Origin of the sequence: Halomicrobium sp. IBSBa, from assembly GCF_017612575.1 — an archaeon.
Taxonomy (GTDB): domain Archaea; phylum Halobacteriota; class Halobacteria; order Halobacteriales; family Haloarculaceae; genus Halomicrobium.
The window spans coordinates 321,883-338,095 of the sequence record NZ_JADPQC010000001.1 but is presented as its reverse complement, the minus strand read 5'-3'; the positions used below and the strand labels follow the sequence as shown (position 1 = coordinate 338,095).

Sequence of the window (16,213 nt, the reverse complement as noted above, 5' to 3'; positions counted from 1 at the left end):
TGGGCGATGGCTATTTGACCGGGCCAACCGTGGGCTCGCACATGGATTCGCTGGTCGAGGCAGCCAGAGCGGCCGTCGAGGAGTCGTTCGCGCCCTACTCCGAGTACGGCGTCGGTGCGGCGATCGAGACCGCCGACGGCGCGGTGTACACCGGCTGTAACATCGAGAACGCCAACTACAGCAACAGCCTCCACGCCGAGGAGGTCGCCGTCGGGAGCGCGGTCGCGGACGGCCACCGAGCGTTCGAGCGGATCGCCGTCTCGTCGGACGCCCGCGACGGCGTCACTCCCTGCGGGATGTGTCGCCAGACGCTGATCGAGTTCTGTGACGACGACCTGCCGGTGATCTGTGACGAGGGCGACGGCGAGACGACGACGTACCAGCTGGGCGAACTGATTCCGGCGACCATCTCACGGGAGCACCTGGAATGACCGCCGACAGCGAAGATCCCAACGACGGCGAGCAGTACCACCTCGAAGTCGCGCCGGGCGACGTGGCACCCAGCGTCCTCCTGCCGGGCAACCCCGAGCGCGTCGCCAAGGTCGTCGAGTCGTGGGACGACCACGAGGTCGTCGCGGACCACCGAGAGTACCGCACGGCGACCGGCGAGTACGACGGCACGCCGATCTCGGTCACGTCGACCGGGATCGGGTCGCCCTCGGCAGCCATCGCCGTCGAGGAACTGGCTCGCGTCGACGCCGAGACGCTGCTCCGCGTCGGTTCCTGTGGCGCGATCCAGGAGCAGGCCAGCATCGGCGATCTGATCATCACCACCGGCGCGGTCCGACAGGAGGGGACCAGCGAGGAGTACGTCCGCGAGGACTACCCCGCGACCGCCGATCATCGCGTCGTCTCGGCGCTCGTCGCCGCCGCAGAGGAGTTAGGATACGACTACCACCTCGGACTGACCTGTTCGACGGACAGCTTCTACGCCGGCCAGTCACGGCCCGGCTTCGAGGGGTTCGAGGCCAGCGGGAGCGACGAGCGCATCGAAGCGCTGCGAGCGGCCGGCGTCCTCAACTTCGAGATGGAAGCCAGCGCCATCCTGACGCTGGCCAACCTCTACGGACTCCGGGCCGGCGCGGTCTGTACGGTCTACGCCAACCGCGTCACCGGCGAGTTCCGGACGGCGGGCGAACGCAAGGCCGCAAAGACCGCGAGCCTCGCCGTCGACTACCTCGAACAGATGGACGAGGCCGTCGAAGCTAGCGACGCCGACCACTGGCACGCCGGGCTATCAGTCGAGAGAGAATAGTGGGCAGTGGCCGCCGTCTACATGTCGGGCCAGGCCTTGGCGGCCCGGCCGGTCGTCGAGACTCGGCGGATCCACTTGGCTGCGATGGCCTTCTTGAGGTTCTCTGCGAGGAAGCCACCGAACGTGTCGACGGGGACGCTGATACCCATGTACTCCACGTCGTGGGCGACAGCCTTGTCGCCGACGGAGACGACCGTCCCCATGTCGTCGTAGGTCCACGTGTCCAGTGGCTGGCCCCGGGCGGCGCGCGCGAGGTTCCGACCGGCGACCTCGGCAGCCTGCCAGGCGGCCTGAGCGGTCGGTGGTGCGGGGTCGTCGCCGGGCTGGTCGATCAGCGCGCAGTCGCCGATGGCGAAGACGCGCTCGTCGGAGGTCTGGAAGTCACGCTCGGAGTCGATGCGGTGAGAGCGTTCGTCTTTGTCCAGTTCCACGTCGCGGACGGCGTCGCGGCCGGTGATGCCGCCGGTCCAGATGAGTTCGTCGTAGTCGAGTTCCGTCTCTTCGCCGACGTAGACCGTGTCTTCGTCGACCTCGCCGATGAACTCGCCACACATGATGTTGATGTCGGCCGCTTCGAGGCGCTTGCGGATCGCACCCTGGAGCTCGGGGTCCCCGTTGGGCATCACTTCGTCGAGTCCCTCGACGAGGTGGATCTCCAGGGGCGCGCGGCGCTCGTCGCGGTACTCGGCGATCTCGCCGGCCGTCTGGATGCCCGAGAGGCCGGCACCGCCGACGACGATCTGAGCGGGATCGTTCTGCGTCGCGTCTCGGGCGGCGCTGGCGATGGCGTCGTGAATGTTCAGGGCGTCGTCCAGCGACTTGAGCGTGTGTGCGTACTCCTCCAGCCCGTCGATACCGAAGAAGGCGGTCTGGGAACCGATCGCGACGAGGAGGTAGTCGTACTCGACGGTCGAGTCGTCGTCGAGTTCGACGACGCGCTCCTCGGTGTCGATGTCGGCGACCGACGCCTGCACGAAGTCGGTCTGTCGAGACTTGATGTCGCCGACGGGGATAGTCACCTTCTCCTGGACGGTCGGGTCACGGATACAGCGGTGAGACTCGTGGAGCACCAGGTGGTAGTCGGTGTCCGAGATCCAAGTGATGTCGGCCTCGCCGTTCAGTTCGTCTTCGAGGCTCTTTATCGCACCCGCGCCGGCGTAGCCAGCTCCGAGAACGACAACGTTGTCGGTCATGTGTGAAAAGGTCGGGCAGCGGGCGATACAAAGGCTTTGAAATCGCTCTCGCGTGGCAACTGCGTTGTCCCTTCGCTACGTCTCCCCGATCTGATGGGAACGACGGGCGGTAGGGTCGTGCTGTCGGCCGATCGCTGCGTCGTGCTATCCGCGACCCGGCGTCGCGGACGCCGTCACGGAGCGACAGCCGACGGTGTGACAGCGATCAGGAGACGCGTTCCCAGACCGCTTTCTCCTCTGCCGGCTCGTCGCCTCGGGTCCACCACTGGGCTTCCCAGACGGAGCCGTCGTAGACGACGCGGTCGCCGCCGGTGTAGGCGGTGTCCGCGTCCCACTGCGGGTACTCGCTGTCGCCGCCGTCGCCGTCGTCACCGTTGTCGCCGTCGCCGCCATCGTCGCCGCCACCGCCGTTTGCGGGTCCGATCTCTTCCCACGGACCCCACTGGTTCGAACCGGGCTCGTCGCCCTGGGTCCACCACTGGGCTTCCCAGACGGAGCCGTCGTAGACGACGCGGTCGCCGCTGGTGTAGGTGGCGTTGGGGTCCCACTGTGGGTACTCACTGCCGCCGCCGCCGTCGGAGTCCTCGACCGAGATGGTCTCCGAGGCGGAGTCGGTCAGCCCGCCAGGTCCGGTGACCGTGACGGTCGCGGTGTACTCGCCGGCCGAGTCGTAGGCGTGTGTCACCTCTGGGCCGGACGCCGTCGTGCCGTCGCCCAGCGTCCACTCGAAGGACTGGATCGATCCGTCCGGGTCCGTCGACCCACTCGCGTCGAAGGTCACGTCGTCTCCGACCATCGGCGTGGTCGTGTCGACCGAAAGCGTCGCCGTCGGTGCCGTGTAGCCGTCGTCGCTGTCGTTGACGGCGTCGACGATCGCACCGGCGTCGACGAGACCACTGCCCTGCTGGTCCGACGGGAGGCCGATGTCCCGCGCGCTCTCGGTGAGCACGTCTTTGAGCTCCTGTGGCGACAGGTCCGGGTCGATCGCGAGTGCCAGCGACGCGACGCCCGCGGCCGCCGGGCAGGCCATCGACGTTCCAGACAGCGAGTTGTAGCCGTCGGTCGGGTACGTCGAGAGCACGTTCAGTCCCGGCGCGGCAACGTCGACTCCGGGGCCGTACTGCGAGAAGTCGGTCAGTGTCTCGTTCGGTCCGACCGCAGATACGGCGACGACGGAGTCGAAGCCCGCCGGATAGGAGACGCCGCGCTGACCGCTGTTTCCGGCCGCAGCGATCGGCAGTGCGCCGTTTTCGAACGCGTAGTCACAGGCGTTGCGCAGCGTCTGGGACGCGCCACCGCCGCCCAGAGACATGTTGATGATGTCCGCACCGTTGTCCGCACACCAGACGATCGCGTCTGCGATCGCGCTCAGGACGCCGCCACCGCCCCTACCCCCGAGTGCGCGTGCGGCCAGCAGCGAGGAGTCAGAGATGCCCGCGATGCCGGTCGCGTTGTTCGTCGTCCCGGCCGCGATACCGGAGACGTGGGTCCCGTGTCCGTTCCCACTTCGCGGACTCGGGTCGTCGTCGTCGGAGACGAAGTCCCGACCCTTGACCTGTCCGAACTGCGCTTCGAGGTCCGGATGGGTGTACTGGGTCCCCTGATCGACGACGCCGATCGTCACGTCGGTCGATCCGAACGTCGTCTCCCACGCCCCACCGGCGTTCACCAGTTCGGGAGCGTACTGTTCTCCCACCCGTGGGTCGTCCACGTCGATGACCATCGGATAGTAGGTCGTGTTCGGCTCGACGTACGCGACGCCGGGCCGGTTCTCCAGGTCTTTCTTGGCCGCCGACTGTGCCTGTGGTCCGGTCTGCTGGGGCAACTGAACTTCCATGTACCCCAGCGTGTCGTTCTCGCCGACGACCGAAGCTCCTTCGGGCAGTCCCGACTGGATCGTCGCCTTCGTCTCGGCGGCGTTGGCCGTCGGCTCCATCCCGACGATCAGTTCTCCCGGATCACGGGAATCACCGCCGTTTCCGTCGGGATCTCGCCCCTCCACCGCGGCCGCAGTGCCGACTGCTGTTGATCCAACGATACCGCTTACTGTCCCGAGGAAGGTTCGTCTGGTACTCCCCCCAATGTCTTTGTCCGTCATGGACGATCAAACATTCAGGGGGACTGCATTTATTATTTATGTCACGAAATGAAGGGTTGAATAATAGTTAGAAACGCTAAACGTCCACTATTCGAAAACGAACGGCAGAATTAATGTTCCGGTTCGCCGGCCGGTGCCCGCATGTCGTCGATGGTCAGGATCAGCTTGTTGCTGGTGTCGTCTTTCCCCGCGAGGGTACCGATAATCTGGAGCTTCGAGAGCGGCGTCGGACCGACGGTGACCGAGTCACCCTCGTGGAAATCTGAGATCGAACCCTGCAACTGGAGTTCGGCACGACACTTCTCGGGATGGTGAACGCTCGTCAGGTCGATCTCTTCGACGTTGGCGTCTTCGAGGAGGTCGCCATTGTGCCGGAGCGGGACCCGGGCGGCGTCGTCCATGTCCTGGATCTGGAGCGCGTCGTACGCGTTGGCCGTCGGCTTGTACCCGCCTTTCGGACCGGGTACGCCCTCGACGAGCTGGAGTGCCTTCAGGCTCTGCATCTGGTTGCGGATCGTTCCGGGATTTCGGTCGACCTTCTCGGCGATGTCTTCACCTTTGACCGCACTCTCGCTCTCTTTGTACAGGTTGACCAGTTCCTGCAAGATGTTTTTCTGACTGGGTGTGAGTTCGATTGATGACATAACCGAAGATTGGATGTACCTGTCCTTAAAGCCGACGGTGGCCCCATCCTGCTTGTCACTGTGTATCGTGGTAAAAAATCACATCCACAAATCGAGCGGAAGCAGCGCTGTTTCCCGAGGTCCCTCGACAGGGCCAGTGTTTTTTGACACTCGTCGCGACCCGACTGGAAGTTCTGCCCGTCGTCACAGTCACACCGACGAGTACTGTCGTCAGCCGGGTTCTTCACAGAACAATTAGATACCGCTGACAGGAAGCACGCTCCCAGCTGGCACGGCTCGCCGGTCACGTCGTCCATCTGTCTTTTAGTGCTGGCTCGCGTAGCCACCCGATATGGATCGACAGGTACGTCTCATCGGTGCACCGATGGACCTCGGCGCGGATCGCCGCGGCGTCGACATGGGTCCCTCGGCGATCAGGTACGCCGGCCTCGCCGACCAGCTCGAATCGACCGGTATCGAGTGTGTCGACTACGGCGACGTGACGGTTCCACGCCCGGAGGAACTGGAGCCGGTCGCAAACGAATCGGTCGACGGACGAGCGAAGTATCTCGCCGAGACGGAGGTGGTCTGTGAACGCGTCGCGTCGGCCGTCGACTCGACGGCGAGTGCAGGCGAGTTCCCGCTCGTTCTGGGCGGCGACCACTCGATCGCGATCGGAACGGTCGCGGGAACCACGGCAGACGACATCGGCATCGTCTGGTTCGACGCCCACGCCGACTACAACACGCCCCAGACGACCCCCAGCGGCAACGTCCACGGGATGTCGCTGGCTGCGATTCTCGGGACCGGTTCCTTCGACGGCAGTGAGTGGGCTCACGCTCCGAACGTCGACCCAGCGAACGTCGCGCTCGTGGGGCTGCGGAACCTCGACGAGGGCGAACGCCGACACATCCGTGAGTCGCCGGTGACGGCCTACACGATGAGCGACATCGACGACCGCGGCGTGACGGACGTGGTCGAGTCCGCGCTGGCCGTCGCCAGCAGCGCGGCCGACGGACTGCACGTCAGCCTCGACATGGACTGGCTCGATCCCAACGAGGCACCGGGGGTTGGAACGCCGGTCCGGGGCGGCGTCTCGTACCGGGAAGCCCACGTCGCCATGGAGTACGTCGCCAACTGCTCGACGGAGCTGTGCTCGATGGAGATCGTCGAGGTGAATCCGATCCTGGACACGCACAACCAGACCGCGGAGTTGGCCTGTGAACTCACCGCCAGCGCGATGGGCAAGCGGATCCTGTAAACCGGACCGCCGTCGGTCCGTTCCGGCCGACGGCACGGCACTCGGTCTGGAACAGAGTGGCACGCGTTCGGGCAAGCTTATTACTCGTCACGTCGACGGGCCGGCAATGCTCGCCCGCAACGACACGACGGTCAGAGACCCCCGGTACCTCCGGCGACACGCGCTCTCGTTGCTCGATTTCTACCACCAGCGATCCGTCGACACGACCCACGGCGGGTTCGTCCCACAGATCAGCGACCGCGACGGCACCGTCTACGACGCTCGCGCCAAGCTCCTGCCGGCCACTGCTCGCTTCGTGTTCAACTACAGCGTCGGCGCACTCCTCGATGGCCCCCACTACTGCGAGGAGATGGCTGCACACGGCATTCGTCACCTGGAACGCCACCACCGCGACGACCGCCACGGCGGCTACGTCTGGCAACTCGACGGCCAGGCGGTGGCCGACGGCGGCAAGCGCTGTTACGGTCACGCGTTCGTCCTCCTGGCGTACGCGACGGCCGCACGTGCCGGCGTCCCGGGTGCCCGCGAGCGGATCGAGCCCGCGTACGCGCTGCTCGACGACCACTTCTGGGAGGACGAGTACGGCCGGTGTCGCGTCGAACTCGACCGCGACTGGTCCGGCACGAGCGACTACCGCGGCCAGAACGCCAACATGCACACCTGCGAGGCGCTGCTGGCCGCCTACGAGGCCACCGGGACCGAGGAGTACCTCGACCGCGCCGCTCGCATCGCCGAGGGGCTGGCTCGCGACCTCGCCGACGAGGGCGACGGCCTGCTGTGGGAGCACTACACGAGCGAGTGGGACCACGACTGGGCGTACAACCGCGACAAGCCGGGCGATCTCTTCCGGCCCTGGGGCTATCAGCCGGGCCACCTGCTGGAGTGGAGCAAGCTCCTGCTGGTGCTCGCCCGCCACCGGGAAGCGTCGTGGTTCGCCGACCGCGCCGTTCGCTTCTTCGATGCGGCCGTCGAGAACGGCTGGGACGACGACCGCGGCGGCTTCGTCTACAACTTCGACCGGGACGGCGACCCGCTCGTCGAGAACAAGTACTACTGGCCACTGTGTGAGGGGATCGGCGCGACCGCACTGCTGGCCGACCGCTTCGACGACGAGCGGTATCGAGCGTGGTACGACCGGATCTGGAACTACGCGCTGGACCACGCGGTCAACGACCGCTACGGGAACTGGTACTTCCAGTTGACGCCGGACAACGAGGTCGCGACCGACGCCATCGACGACACGCCAGAGGTCAAAGTCGGCTACCACCAGCTCAACGCCATCTACGAGACCCTGCGAGCCGACGGCTTCGCCGAGTAGGCCGTCTACCCTGTGTCCGCCGCCGGTTCGCGATGTCCCGTCGCGGCGCTCGCGAAACAGCGTCGGTCGACGGCCCTACCCGAACCCCTCGTAGTCCATGTGTGCCTCCGGGACACCGACCGACCGCGCCGTCCGGACGAGCGTCTCGACCATGGCGTTGATCCCACAGGCGTACAGGTCGAGGTTGTCGGGGTCAAGCCGAGCCTGCGTCCCCACGGGTTCTGCCTCGACGTAGCGCTGCATCGACTGCGGGACCGACGAGCGATCGACCGCTGCCCCGTCGAGGTACTTCGCGAACACCTGCTGGACGTAGTCGACTTCGCCGGTCCAGTCGCTCAGGAGTGGTTCTCGCGTCAGCGTCGGGACGAAGTGAAACCGCTCGTGGTCCTCGGCCAGCGACTCGAACCACTCGCGATACGGCAGGTCGTCGCGCCACGCACAGCCGAGAAACAGCCACACGTCCCGCTCCGTGCCTCGATAGGTGTCTTGCCCGGTCGCGAAGAGGTGCTCGATCATACTGCGAAACGGGGCGACGCCGGTGCCGGTCGCGAGAAAGACCACGTCCCGGCTGGAGGGGTTCGAGAGGGCCATCTCGCCGTAGGGACCACGGACGACCACCTCGTCGCCTTCCTCGACGTGGACGAACAGTTCGCTGGTGAGGCGTCCGCCGGGCACGCGCCGGATACAGAACTCCAGTTCGTGCTCCGCTGGCGCGTTCGCGAGCGAGTACGCCCGCGGCGTGTCGCCGCTGCGCAGCGTGACGTACTGCCCCGGCTCGAAGTCCAGTTCCGTGTCGGGATCGACACGCAGTCGCAGCAGTGACGGATACGGACGTTCGAACCGATCGGCGAGGTCTCGCACGGCCCCGATCCGTCGGCGCGACGCGCCCTCGGCGCGCAGCGCCTCGTACAGTCCCGTCCAGTCGACGTCGGAGCCGCTGCGAAAGTCCGCGAACAGACAGTCGACGCCCGCGGCCGCTACCTCGCGCCGCACGGCGCTCCGGACTTCGCCGTTCCGGCTCCGGTCCAGTGGCTCGACGAGCGTCACGCGTCCCTCGTCGGTGACGAGCGGGTGGGCGGCCAGCCGTTCGTGTTTGCTCTTGTGGCGCGGAACGTCTGGCATTCGTTTCCCTCTCGTAGCCCAGCGTCTTCATACTACGCTTTTTTGTACTTCCCTCACCGCCAAAAGATTGCGTCGCCGAGCGGCCCGTGTACCACTCGTCGGCTTCGACCTCGGCGGGCACTACCGTCACGCTCGCCACGTTGTCCGCCCCGTCGAGTTCCGATACCACGTTTTTCCCGCTCGGGTGAGCGCTCTGCGCTCACCGCTCGCGGCAAAAACGTGGTTCTCCTGAGCGGAGCGAAGGCGGTCTCGGGAGAGCGTGCTCTCCCGGTGGCGAAAAAGGACGCTGTGCTACTCGTCGGCTTCGACCTCGGCGGGCACCACCGTCACGCTCGCCACGTTGTCTGCCCCGTCGAGCTCCATGATCTTGACCCCCTTCGTGTTGCGGCCGACCTGTGACACGTCACCGGCGGGGATGCGCATGATCTGGCCGCTCTCGCTCATGATGACCAGGTGATCGTCCTCGCGGACCGCCTTCGCCGTCGCGACGCGGCCGTTGCGGTCGTCGGTCTTGATGTCGATCAGGCCCTTCCCGTAGCGGGACTGTTTGCTGTACTCCGACAGGAGGGTGCGCTTCCCGTACCCGTTCTCGGTGACGGTCAGGAGTGCGCGGTCGTCGTGGCCGTCGGTCGCGACCATCGCGGCCACCTTGTCGCCGTCTTGCAGGTCGATCCCGCGGACACCGCGGGCCGAACGTCCCATCTCGCGGACCTCTGACTCGTCGAAGCGGATCGTCATGCCGCCCTCGGTGGCGACGACCAGATCGCCGCTGTCGTCGGTGACCTCCACGTCGACCAGTGCGTCGCCGTCTTCGAGCTTCGCGGCGATGATCCCCGTCGAGAGGATGTTCTCGAACTCGTCGACGCAGGTGCGCTTGACGTAGCCGTTGCGGGTGACCATCGTCAGGCACTCGTCTTCCTCGAAGTCGTCCGTCGAGACCACGGCGGTGATCTCCTCGCCGTCGCCGAGATCGATGATGTTGACCGCCGATTTGCCTCTGGCGGTGCGGGACATCTCCGGAATCTCGTAGGTCTTCAGGCGATAGACCTGTCCCTGATTGGTGAAACAGAGCAGGTAGTCGTGGCTGTTCGCCCGGAAGACCTTCGAGACGCGGTCGCCCTCCTTGGGGTCCGAGCCGATGATCCCCTTGCCGCCCCGGTTCTGGGCGTCGAACACGTCGACGGGCATCCGCTTGATGTAGTCGTCCTCCGTGATGACGACGACACAGTCTTCCTCGGGGATGAGATCCTCGTGGGTGACCTCGCCCTCGGCTTCGAGGATCGAGGTCTTGCGGTCGTCGTCGTACTCCGCTTTGATCTCGCGAAGCTCGTCTTTGATGACCGTCAGAAGCTCCGACTCGGAGTCGAGGATCGTCTGGAGCCGTTCGATCCGGGCCTGTACGTCCTCGTACTCCGACTCGATCTCTGCGGTCTCCATCGAGGTCAGCGAGCCAAGCTGCATCCGGACGATGTGGGCCGCCTGCTCCTCGGAGAAGTCGAACTGGCTCTGTAGTTCGGTGCGGGCCTCGTCGCGGTCCTCCGAGTCCTGGATCAGCTCGACCACGTCGTCGACGTTTTGCAGCGCCTTCAGGCGACCTTCGAGGATGTGTGCGCGGTCCTGGGCCTCGTCGAGTTCGAACTGCGAGCGCCGACGCACGACCTCCCGGCGGTGATCGACGTAGTGTTCGAGCGTCTCTTTGAGGGTGAGCACGCGGGGCTCGTCGTCGACCAGCGCGAGGTTGATGACGCCGAAGGTCGATTCGAGGTGGCTCTCCAGGAGCTGGTTCTCGACCACGTCGACGTTCGCGCCGCGCTTGAGTTCGACGACGATGCGGACGCCGTTGCGGTCCGACTCGTCGCGGAGGTCGGCGATCCCCTCGATGACGCCCTCGTTGACGTCCTCGGCGATCCGCTCGACCATCCGTGCCTTGTTCTCCTGGTAGGGTATCTCCGTGACGACGATCCGGTTCTCCTCGGGATCGACCTCGTAGTCCGCCCGGACGCGGAGGCGACCCCGCCCCGTCGAGTACGCCGAGTAGATGGCGTCCTTGCCGACGATGTTGCCGCCGGTCGGGAAGTCCGGCCCCTTCACGTGGTCCATCAGGTCCTCGACCTCGCAGTCGGGGTTGTCGATGAGGTGAATCGTCGCGTCGATCACCTCGCCGAGGTTGTGCGGCGGGATGTTCGTCGACATCCCGACGGCGATCCCCGAGGAACCGTTGACTAGCAGGTTCGGCATCGCCGACGGGAGGACCTCCGGCTCCTGCAGTCGGTCGTCGTAGTTCGACTGGAAGTCGACGGTGTCTTTCTCGATGTCGGCGAGCAGTTCCTCCGAGATCGGCGACATCCGGGCCTCGGTGTAACGCATCGCGGCCGCGGGATCGCCGTCCATCGAGCCGAAGTTCCCCTGTCCGTCCACGAGGGGATAGCGCATCGCGAACGGCTGGGCCATCCGGACGAGGGTGTCGTAGATCGCGCTGTCACCGTGGGGGTGGTAATCACCCATCGTCTCCCCGACGATCGAGGAGGACTTGCGGTGAGAGGACCGCGACGAGACGCCCATCTCGTGCATCGCGTAGAGGATCCGACGGTGGACGGGCTTGAGCCCGTCGCGAACGTCCGGGAGCGCACGACCGGCGATGACGCTCATCGCGTAGTCGATGTAGCTCTGTTCCATCTCGTCCTCGATGCGGACGCGGTCGACGCGCGACGCTGCCTGCGGATCGTCGGGGTCAGGTGCTTCAGAACTCATGTTAGATGTCCACCCAGTCGGCTTCCGGCGAGTGTTCCTTGATGAACTCCTTGCGGGGTTCGACCGCGTCGCCCATCAGCACCGAGAACATCTTGTCTGCGGCGGCGGCGTCCTCGATGGTGATCTGCTTGAGGATCCGCTGGTCGGGATCCATCGTCGTGTCCCACAGCTGCTGGGGGTTCATCTCGCCCAGACCCTTGAACCGCTGGACCTGGTCGGGATTGCCGTCACACTTCTCTTCGACGAGTCGATCCCGCTCTGCCTCCGTCATCGCGTCGTAGGTCTCGCCGTTGTACCGGACCCGATAGAGCGGGGGCTGGGCAGCGTAGACGTAGCCGGCTTCCAGCAGCGGCTTCATGTGCCGGTAGAACAGGGTCAACAGGAGCGTCCGAATGTGGGCACCGTCGACGTCGGCGTCGGTCATCATGATGATCCGCTTGTAGCGGATGTCCTCGATGTCGAACTCGTCGCCGATACCGGTGCCGAGCGCCGTGATGACGTTGCGGATCGAGTCGTTCTCCAGGATGCGGTCGAGGCGGTGTCGCTCGACGTTGAGGATCTTCCCGCGGATCGGGAGGATCGCCTGGAACTCCGGATTGCGTCCCTGTTTGGCCGAGCCGCCGGCAGAGTCGCCCTCGACGACGAACAGCTCCGCGTCGTCGGGATCGCGCGTCTGACAGTCGGAGAGCTTGCCGGGCAGCGCCGTCGATTCCAGCGCGGACTTGCGCCGGGTCAGCTCCTCGGCTTTCTTCGCGGCCTTGCGGGCCTTCGCGGCCTCGACGGCCTTCCCGACGATGGCTTCCGCCGTGTCGGGGTTCTCCTCGAAGAACGTCCCGAGACCGTCGTGCATCGCCGACTCGACGATCCCCCGGACCTCGCTGTTGCCCAGCTTCGTCTTCGTCTGGCCCTCGAACTGCGGGTCGGGGTGTTTGATGGAGATGACGGCCGTGAGTCCCTCGCGGATATCTTCGCCCGAGAGGGTGTCGTCGAGATCGTTCAACAGGCCGTTGCTCGTGGCGTAGTCGTTGACCGTCCGGGTCAGGGCCGTCTTGAACCCGGTCATGTGGCTGCCGCCCTCTCGCGTGTTGATGTTGTTGGCGAAGGCGTGGATCGACCCCTGAAGCTCGGCCGTGCCCTGCATGGCGATCTCGACCTGGACCGGCCCGTCCTCGATCTGCTCTTCGTCTTCGAAGTAGATCACGTCGCGGTGGAGAGGCTCTTTGGTCTCGTTGAGATACCGGACGAACTCCTTGATGCCGCCCTCGTAGACGAACGTCTGAGACTCGCCGTCGCGTTCGTCGACCAGCGAGATTTCGACGCCGGAGTTGAGGAAGGCAAGCTCCCGGAGGCGAGACGCCAGCGTCGAGTAGACGAAGTCGGTCGCCTCGAAGATCTCGCCGTCGGGCCAGAAACGGATCTGTGTGCCCGTCTCCTCGTCGGGTTCCATGTCGCGAACCCGTTCGAGCTCGTACTCCGGTTCGCCGTGGTCGAACCGCTGTTTCCAGACGGCACCGTCGCGTTTGACCTCGACTTCGAGCCACTTCGAGAGCGCGTTGACGACGGAGACGCCCACCCCGTGGAGCCCACCGGAGACCTGGTAGGACTTGCTGTCGAACTTCCCTCCCGCGTGGAGCACGGTCATGATGACTTCGAGCGCGGGCCGGTCGTGCTTCTCGTGAGTGTCGACCGGGATGCCGCGGCCATCGTCGGAGACAGAGACGGAGTCGTCCTCGTGGATCGTGACGGTGATTTCGTCGCAGTGCCCGGCGAGTGCCTCGTCGATGGAGTTGTCTACGACCTCGTAGACGAGATGATGGAGGCCTCTGGAGTCGGTCGACCCGATGTACATCGCCGGCCGCTTTTGAACGGCCTGTAACCCCTCCAGAACCTGAATCTGTTCCGCACCGTAATCACGGTCCTGTGACATAGAATCTACTGCGTCTAGTCGTGCGGGGGTCTTAAACTTCCCGCACGCGCACGCGTGGCGGAGCGCCCGAAGCGTCCTCCGACATCGCCCACGGGTCGTGTCGACCCTCTCGAAACGTCTCCCTGGGAGCAACCGTATCCAGTAATGCGACTGTCTCACGGTAGTGTGGGGGGGGGCGATCACTTTCACTCCGGTGGCGAACACCTTTTAAGCTGTCCGCTGATACGTACCGCCACGAATGACCTCGTATCAGTCTCGTCTCGGGGAGGGAGAGGGGATCGCCGACGAACTGGCCGAGAGCCAGCGATCCATCTCCATCGCCGAGTTCTTCGAGAAGAACAGGCAGATGCTCGGGTTCGACTCGGGGGCCAAGGCGCTCGTCACGGCCGTCAAGGAGGCCGTCGACAACGCGCTCGACGCCTGTGAGGAGGCCGGGATCACCCCCGACATCTACGTCGAGATCCAGGAAGCGGGGGACTACTACCGGCTCATCGTCGAAGACAACGGCCCCGGCATCACCCGAGAACAGATCCCCAACATCTTCGGGAAGCTGCTCTACGGCTCGCGCTTTCACAAGCGCGAGCAGAACCGGGGACAGCAGGGGATCGGTATCTCGGCGGCCGTCCTCCACTCCCAGAAGACCAGCGGCAAGCCGGCGAAGATCACCAGCCGGACCGAGCAACACGCAGACGCCCAGTACTTCGAACTGATCGTCGACACGGACGCCAACGAACCCGAGATCAGCGTCGAGGACACGACGACCTGGGAACGACCCCACGGCACCCGCATCGAACTGGAGATGGAGGCGAACATGCGGGCCCGCCAGCAGCTCCACGACTACATCAAGCACACGGCGGTGGTCAACCCCCACGCCCGCATCGAACTGGTCGAGCCCAAGGAACACCTCAAGTACGAACGGACGACCGACCAGCTCCCGGACGAGACCGAGGAGATCCGTCCCCACCCCCACGGCGTCGAACTCGGCACGCTGTTGAAGATGCTGGAGTCGACGGATTCGTACTCGATCTCGGGGTTCATGCAGGGCGAGTTCACCCGGGTGGGCCAGAAGACCAGCGACGAGGTCATCGCGAACTTCAACGACCGGTACTACGGCCGCGAGATGACGTGGTACGGCCCGGAGCCCCACGACGACAGCGTTGCCCCGGAGGGGCAACGAGGTGAAGACGGCGAAGCCGACGGAACGGACGTGGCGCGAGCTGTCCAGCAGGCCGTCTCGAACAAGGGCAAAGACGCCACCGCGGCGTTCGCCGATGCGGTCGCCAGCGCCGTCTCGGAGGCCGGCCGGGTCGCCCACGGTCGCCTCGAAGAGATCGTCGACGGCCACGCCGACCGGATCGAGGACGACTACGAGAAGACCTTCGGCGACACCGTCCGCGAGGCCGCCATCGAGGCGGCGTGGAGCGAGATCACCGCCGATCGAACGCCGGACGTGTACGAACTCGTCGACGAGGTCACGACGACGCGCAAGGACGACGCCGCGGTGCAGGGCATCGCCGAGCGAATCGCGGACAAGTTCGACGACGACCGCCACCGGCTGACCTACGCCGAGTTCGAGTCCTACGTCGACCGCGCCGCCGACATGACCGAGGAGCGCGACGACACCACGTTCGGCGAGACCGCCCGCGAGAAGATCGTCGACGCCCTCTGGGAGGTCGCCGCGCGGGTCTCGGACGATCCCCCCAACGTGAGCGAGATCGCCGACGACCGCGACATCGCCAGCGACCTGCTGGAGGCGATGCGCGAGACCGACATCATCGCACCGCCGACGGACTGTCTCGCACCGATCACCGCCGAACTCGTCGAGGCCGGGCTGAAAAAGGAGTTCGACGCGGACTTCTTCGCCGCCTCCACTCGGGACGCCTCCGTCCACGGCGGCGACCCGTTCATCGTCGAGGCGGGGATCGCCTACGGCGGCGACATCGAACACGATCAAGCCCAGGTGATGCGCTTTGCTAACCGCGTCCCGCTCGTGTACCAGCGCGGTGCCTGTGCGACGACCGACGTGGTCAAGTCGATCAACTGGCGCAACTACGGCCTCGATCAGCCGGGGGGCAGCGGCATCCCCAACGACGCCGCAGTCGTCATGGTCCACATCGCCTCGACGAACGTCCCCTTCACCAGCGAGTCCAAGGACGCCGTCGCCAACATCCCGGAGATCGAGTCCGAGATCGAGCTGGCGATCCGCGAGGCCGCACGGGAGCTAAAGAGCTACCTCAACAAGCGCCGATCGATGCAAAAGCGCCGGAAGAAAGAGAACAAGCTCGCGACGATCCTCCCCGAGATGGCCGAGAAGCTCGCGACGGTCACCGGCAACGAGCAACTGGACATCGACGACTCGATGGCCCGCATCATGAACAACGTCCTCGTCGAGCGCGAGGTCGAGGGCGATACGGTCCGGGTCGTCGTCGAGAACAACGACGACACCAACGCCGACATCGACCTGACGGACATCGTCACGGCCGAGCCACGGGCCACGAACGGCGCGAACGTCGTCGAGATGGACGGCGAGTGGTTCGTCAAGTGGCAGACGACCGTCGCTGCCGGCGACGACGCAGTCCTGGAGTATCAGCTCGACGGCGACGCCGAGTTCGACATCGCAGTCGACGGCGTCGAAGACGAGAAACTGACGGTGAACGCGTAATCT

General features: G+C 65.5%; 11 protein-coding genes. 5 read left to right on the top strand and 6 right to left on the bottom strand.

Annotation, left to right across the window (positions count from 1 at the left end):
• Window positions 1-41 precede the first annotated feature (41 nt).
• Window positions 42-431, top strand: a complete 390-nt coding sequence (gene cdd, locus IL252_RS01810) for a cytidine deaminase (protein ID WP_170094713.1) — start codon at window positions 42-44, stop codon at window positions 429-431.
• Window positions 428-1,255: a nucleoside phosphorylase gene (locus tag IL252_RS01805; protein WP_208626261.1), complete on the top strand. Its 828-nt coding sequence runs from the start codon at window positions 428-430 to the stop codon at window positions 1,253-1,255. The genes cdd and IL252_RS01805 overlap by 4 nt, the downstream gene beginning before the upstream one ends.
• 17 nt (window positions 1,256-1,272) lie before the next feature.
• On the opposite strand, the gene IL252_RS01800 is transcribed toward IL252_RS01805, so the two are convergent.
• The 3 genes from IL252_RS01800 to IL252_RS01790 form a co-directional block, all read right to left on the bottom strand.
• Window positions 1,273-2,448: an NAD(P)/FAD-dependent oxidoreductase gene (locus tag IL252_RS01800; protein WP_208626258.1), complete on the bottom strand. Its 1,176-nt coding sequence runs from the start codon at window positions 2,446-2,448 to the stop codon at window positions 1,273-1,275.
• Window positions 2,449-2,653: 205 nt separating this feature from the next.
• Window positions 2,654-4,546 (bottom strand): S8 family serine peptidase, encoded by a 1,893-nt coding sequence (locus IL252_RS01795; RefSeq protein ID WP_208626256.1) that lies wholly within the window; start codon window positions 4,544-4,546, stop codon window positions 2,654-2,656.
• A 110-nt stretch (window positions 4,547-4,656) separates the two neighbouring features.
• Entirely contained in the window at window positions 4,657-5,190 is a 534-nt protein-coding gene (locus IL252_RS01790; protein WP_153553789.1) for an HTH domain-containing protein, read from the bottom strand.
• A 331-nt stretch (window positions 5,191-5,521) separates the two neighbouring features.
• On the opposite strand from IL252_RS01790, the gene rocF reads away from it, so the two are divergent.
• Both rocF and IL252_RS01780 read left to right on the top strand, forming a co-directional pair.
• Window positions 5,522-6,430, top strand: coding sequence for an arginase (rocF, locus tag IL252_RS01785; protein WP_208626254.1), 909 nt, complete (start codon window positions 5,522-5,524; stop codon window positions 6,428-6,430).
• 106 nt (window positions 6,431-6,536) lie between these two features.
• On the top strand, window positions 6,537-7,748 hold the full coding sequence (locus IL252_RS01780; protein ID WP_208626251.1) for an AGE family epimerase/isomerase: 1,212 nt from the start codon (window positions 6,537-6,539) through the stop codon (window positions 7,746-7,748).
• Between the two features lie 75 nt (window positions 7,749-7,823).
• Here the strand turns inward: IL252_RS01780 and IL252_RS01775 are convergent, their stop codons facing one another.
• The 3 genes from IL252_RS01775 to gyrB all read right to left on the bottom strand — a co-directional run bounded on the left by IL252_RS01775 (window position 7,824) and on the right by gyrB (window position 13,548).
• Window positions 7,824-8,870: an FAD-binding oxidoreductase gene (locus IL252_RS01775; protein WP_208626248.1), complete on the bottom strand. Its 1,047-nt coding sequence runs from the start codon at window positions 8,868-8,870 to the stop codon at window positions 7,824-7,826.
• 291 nt (window positions 8,871-9,161) lie between these two features.
• Complete coding sequence (gene gyrA, locus IL252_RS01770) at window positions 9,162-11,621, bottom strand: DNA gyrase subunit A (protein WP_208626246.1); 2,460 nt, start codon at window positions 11,619-11,621, stop codon at window positions 9,162-9,164.
• A 1-nt stretch (window position 11,622) separates the two neighbouring features.
• Window positions 11,623-13,548, bottom strand: a complete 1,926-nt coding sequence (gene gyrB / locus IL252_RS01765) for a DNA topoisomerase (ATP-hydrolyzing) subunit B (protein ID WP_208626243.1) — start codon at window positions 13,546-13,548, stop codon at window positions 11,623-11,625.
• Window positions 13,549-13,786: 238 nt separating this feature from the next.
• Here gyrB and IL252_RS01760 point away from each other — a divergent pair, with 238 nt between their 5' ends.
• Window positions 13,787-16,210, top strand: coding sequence for a DNA topoisomerase VI subunit B (locus IL252_RS01760; RefSeq protein WP_208626240.1), 2,424 nt, complete (start codon window positions 13,787-13,789; stop codon window positions 16,208-16,210).
• Window positions 16,211-16,213: the final 3 nt, after the last annotated feature.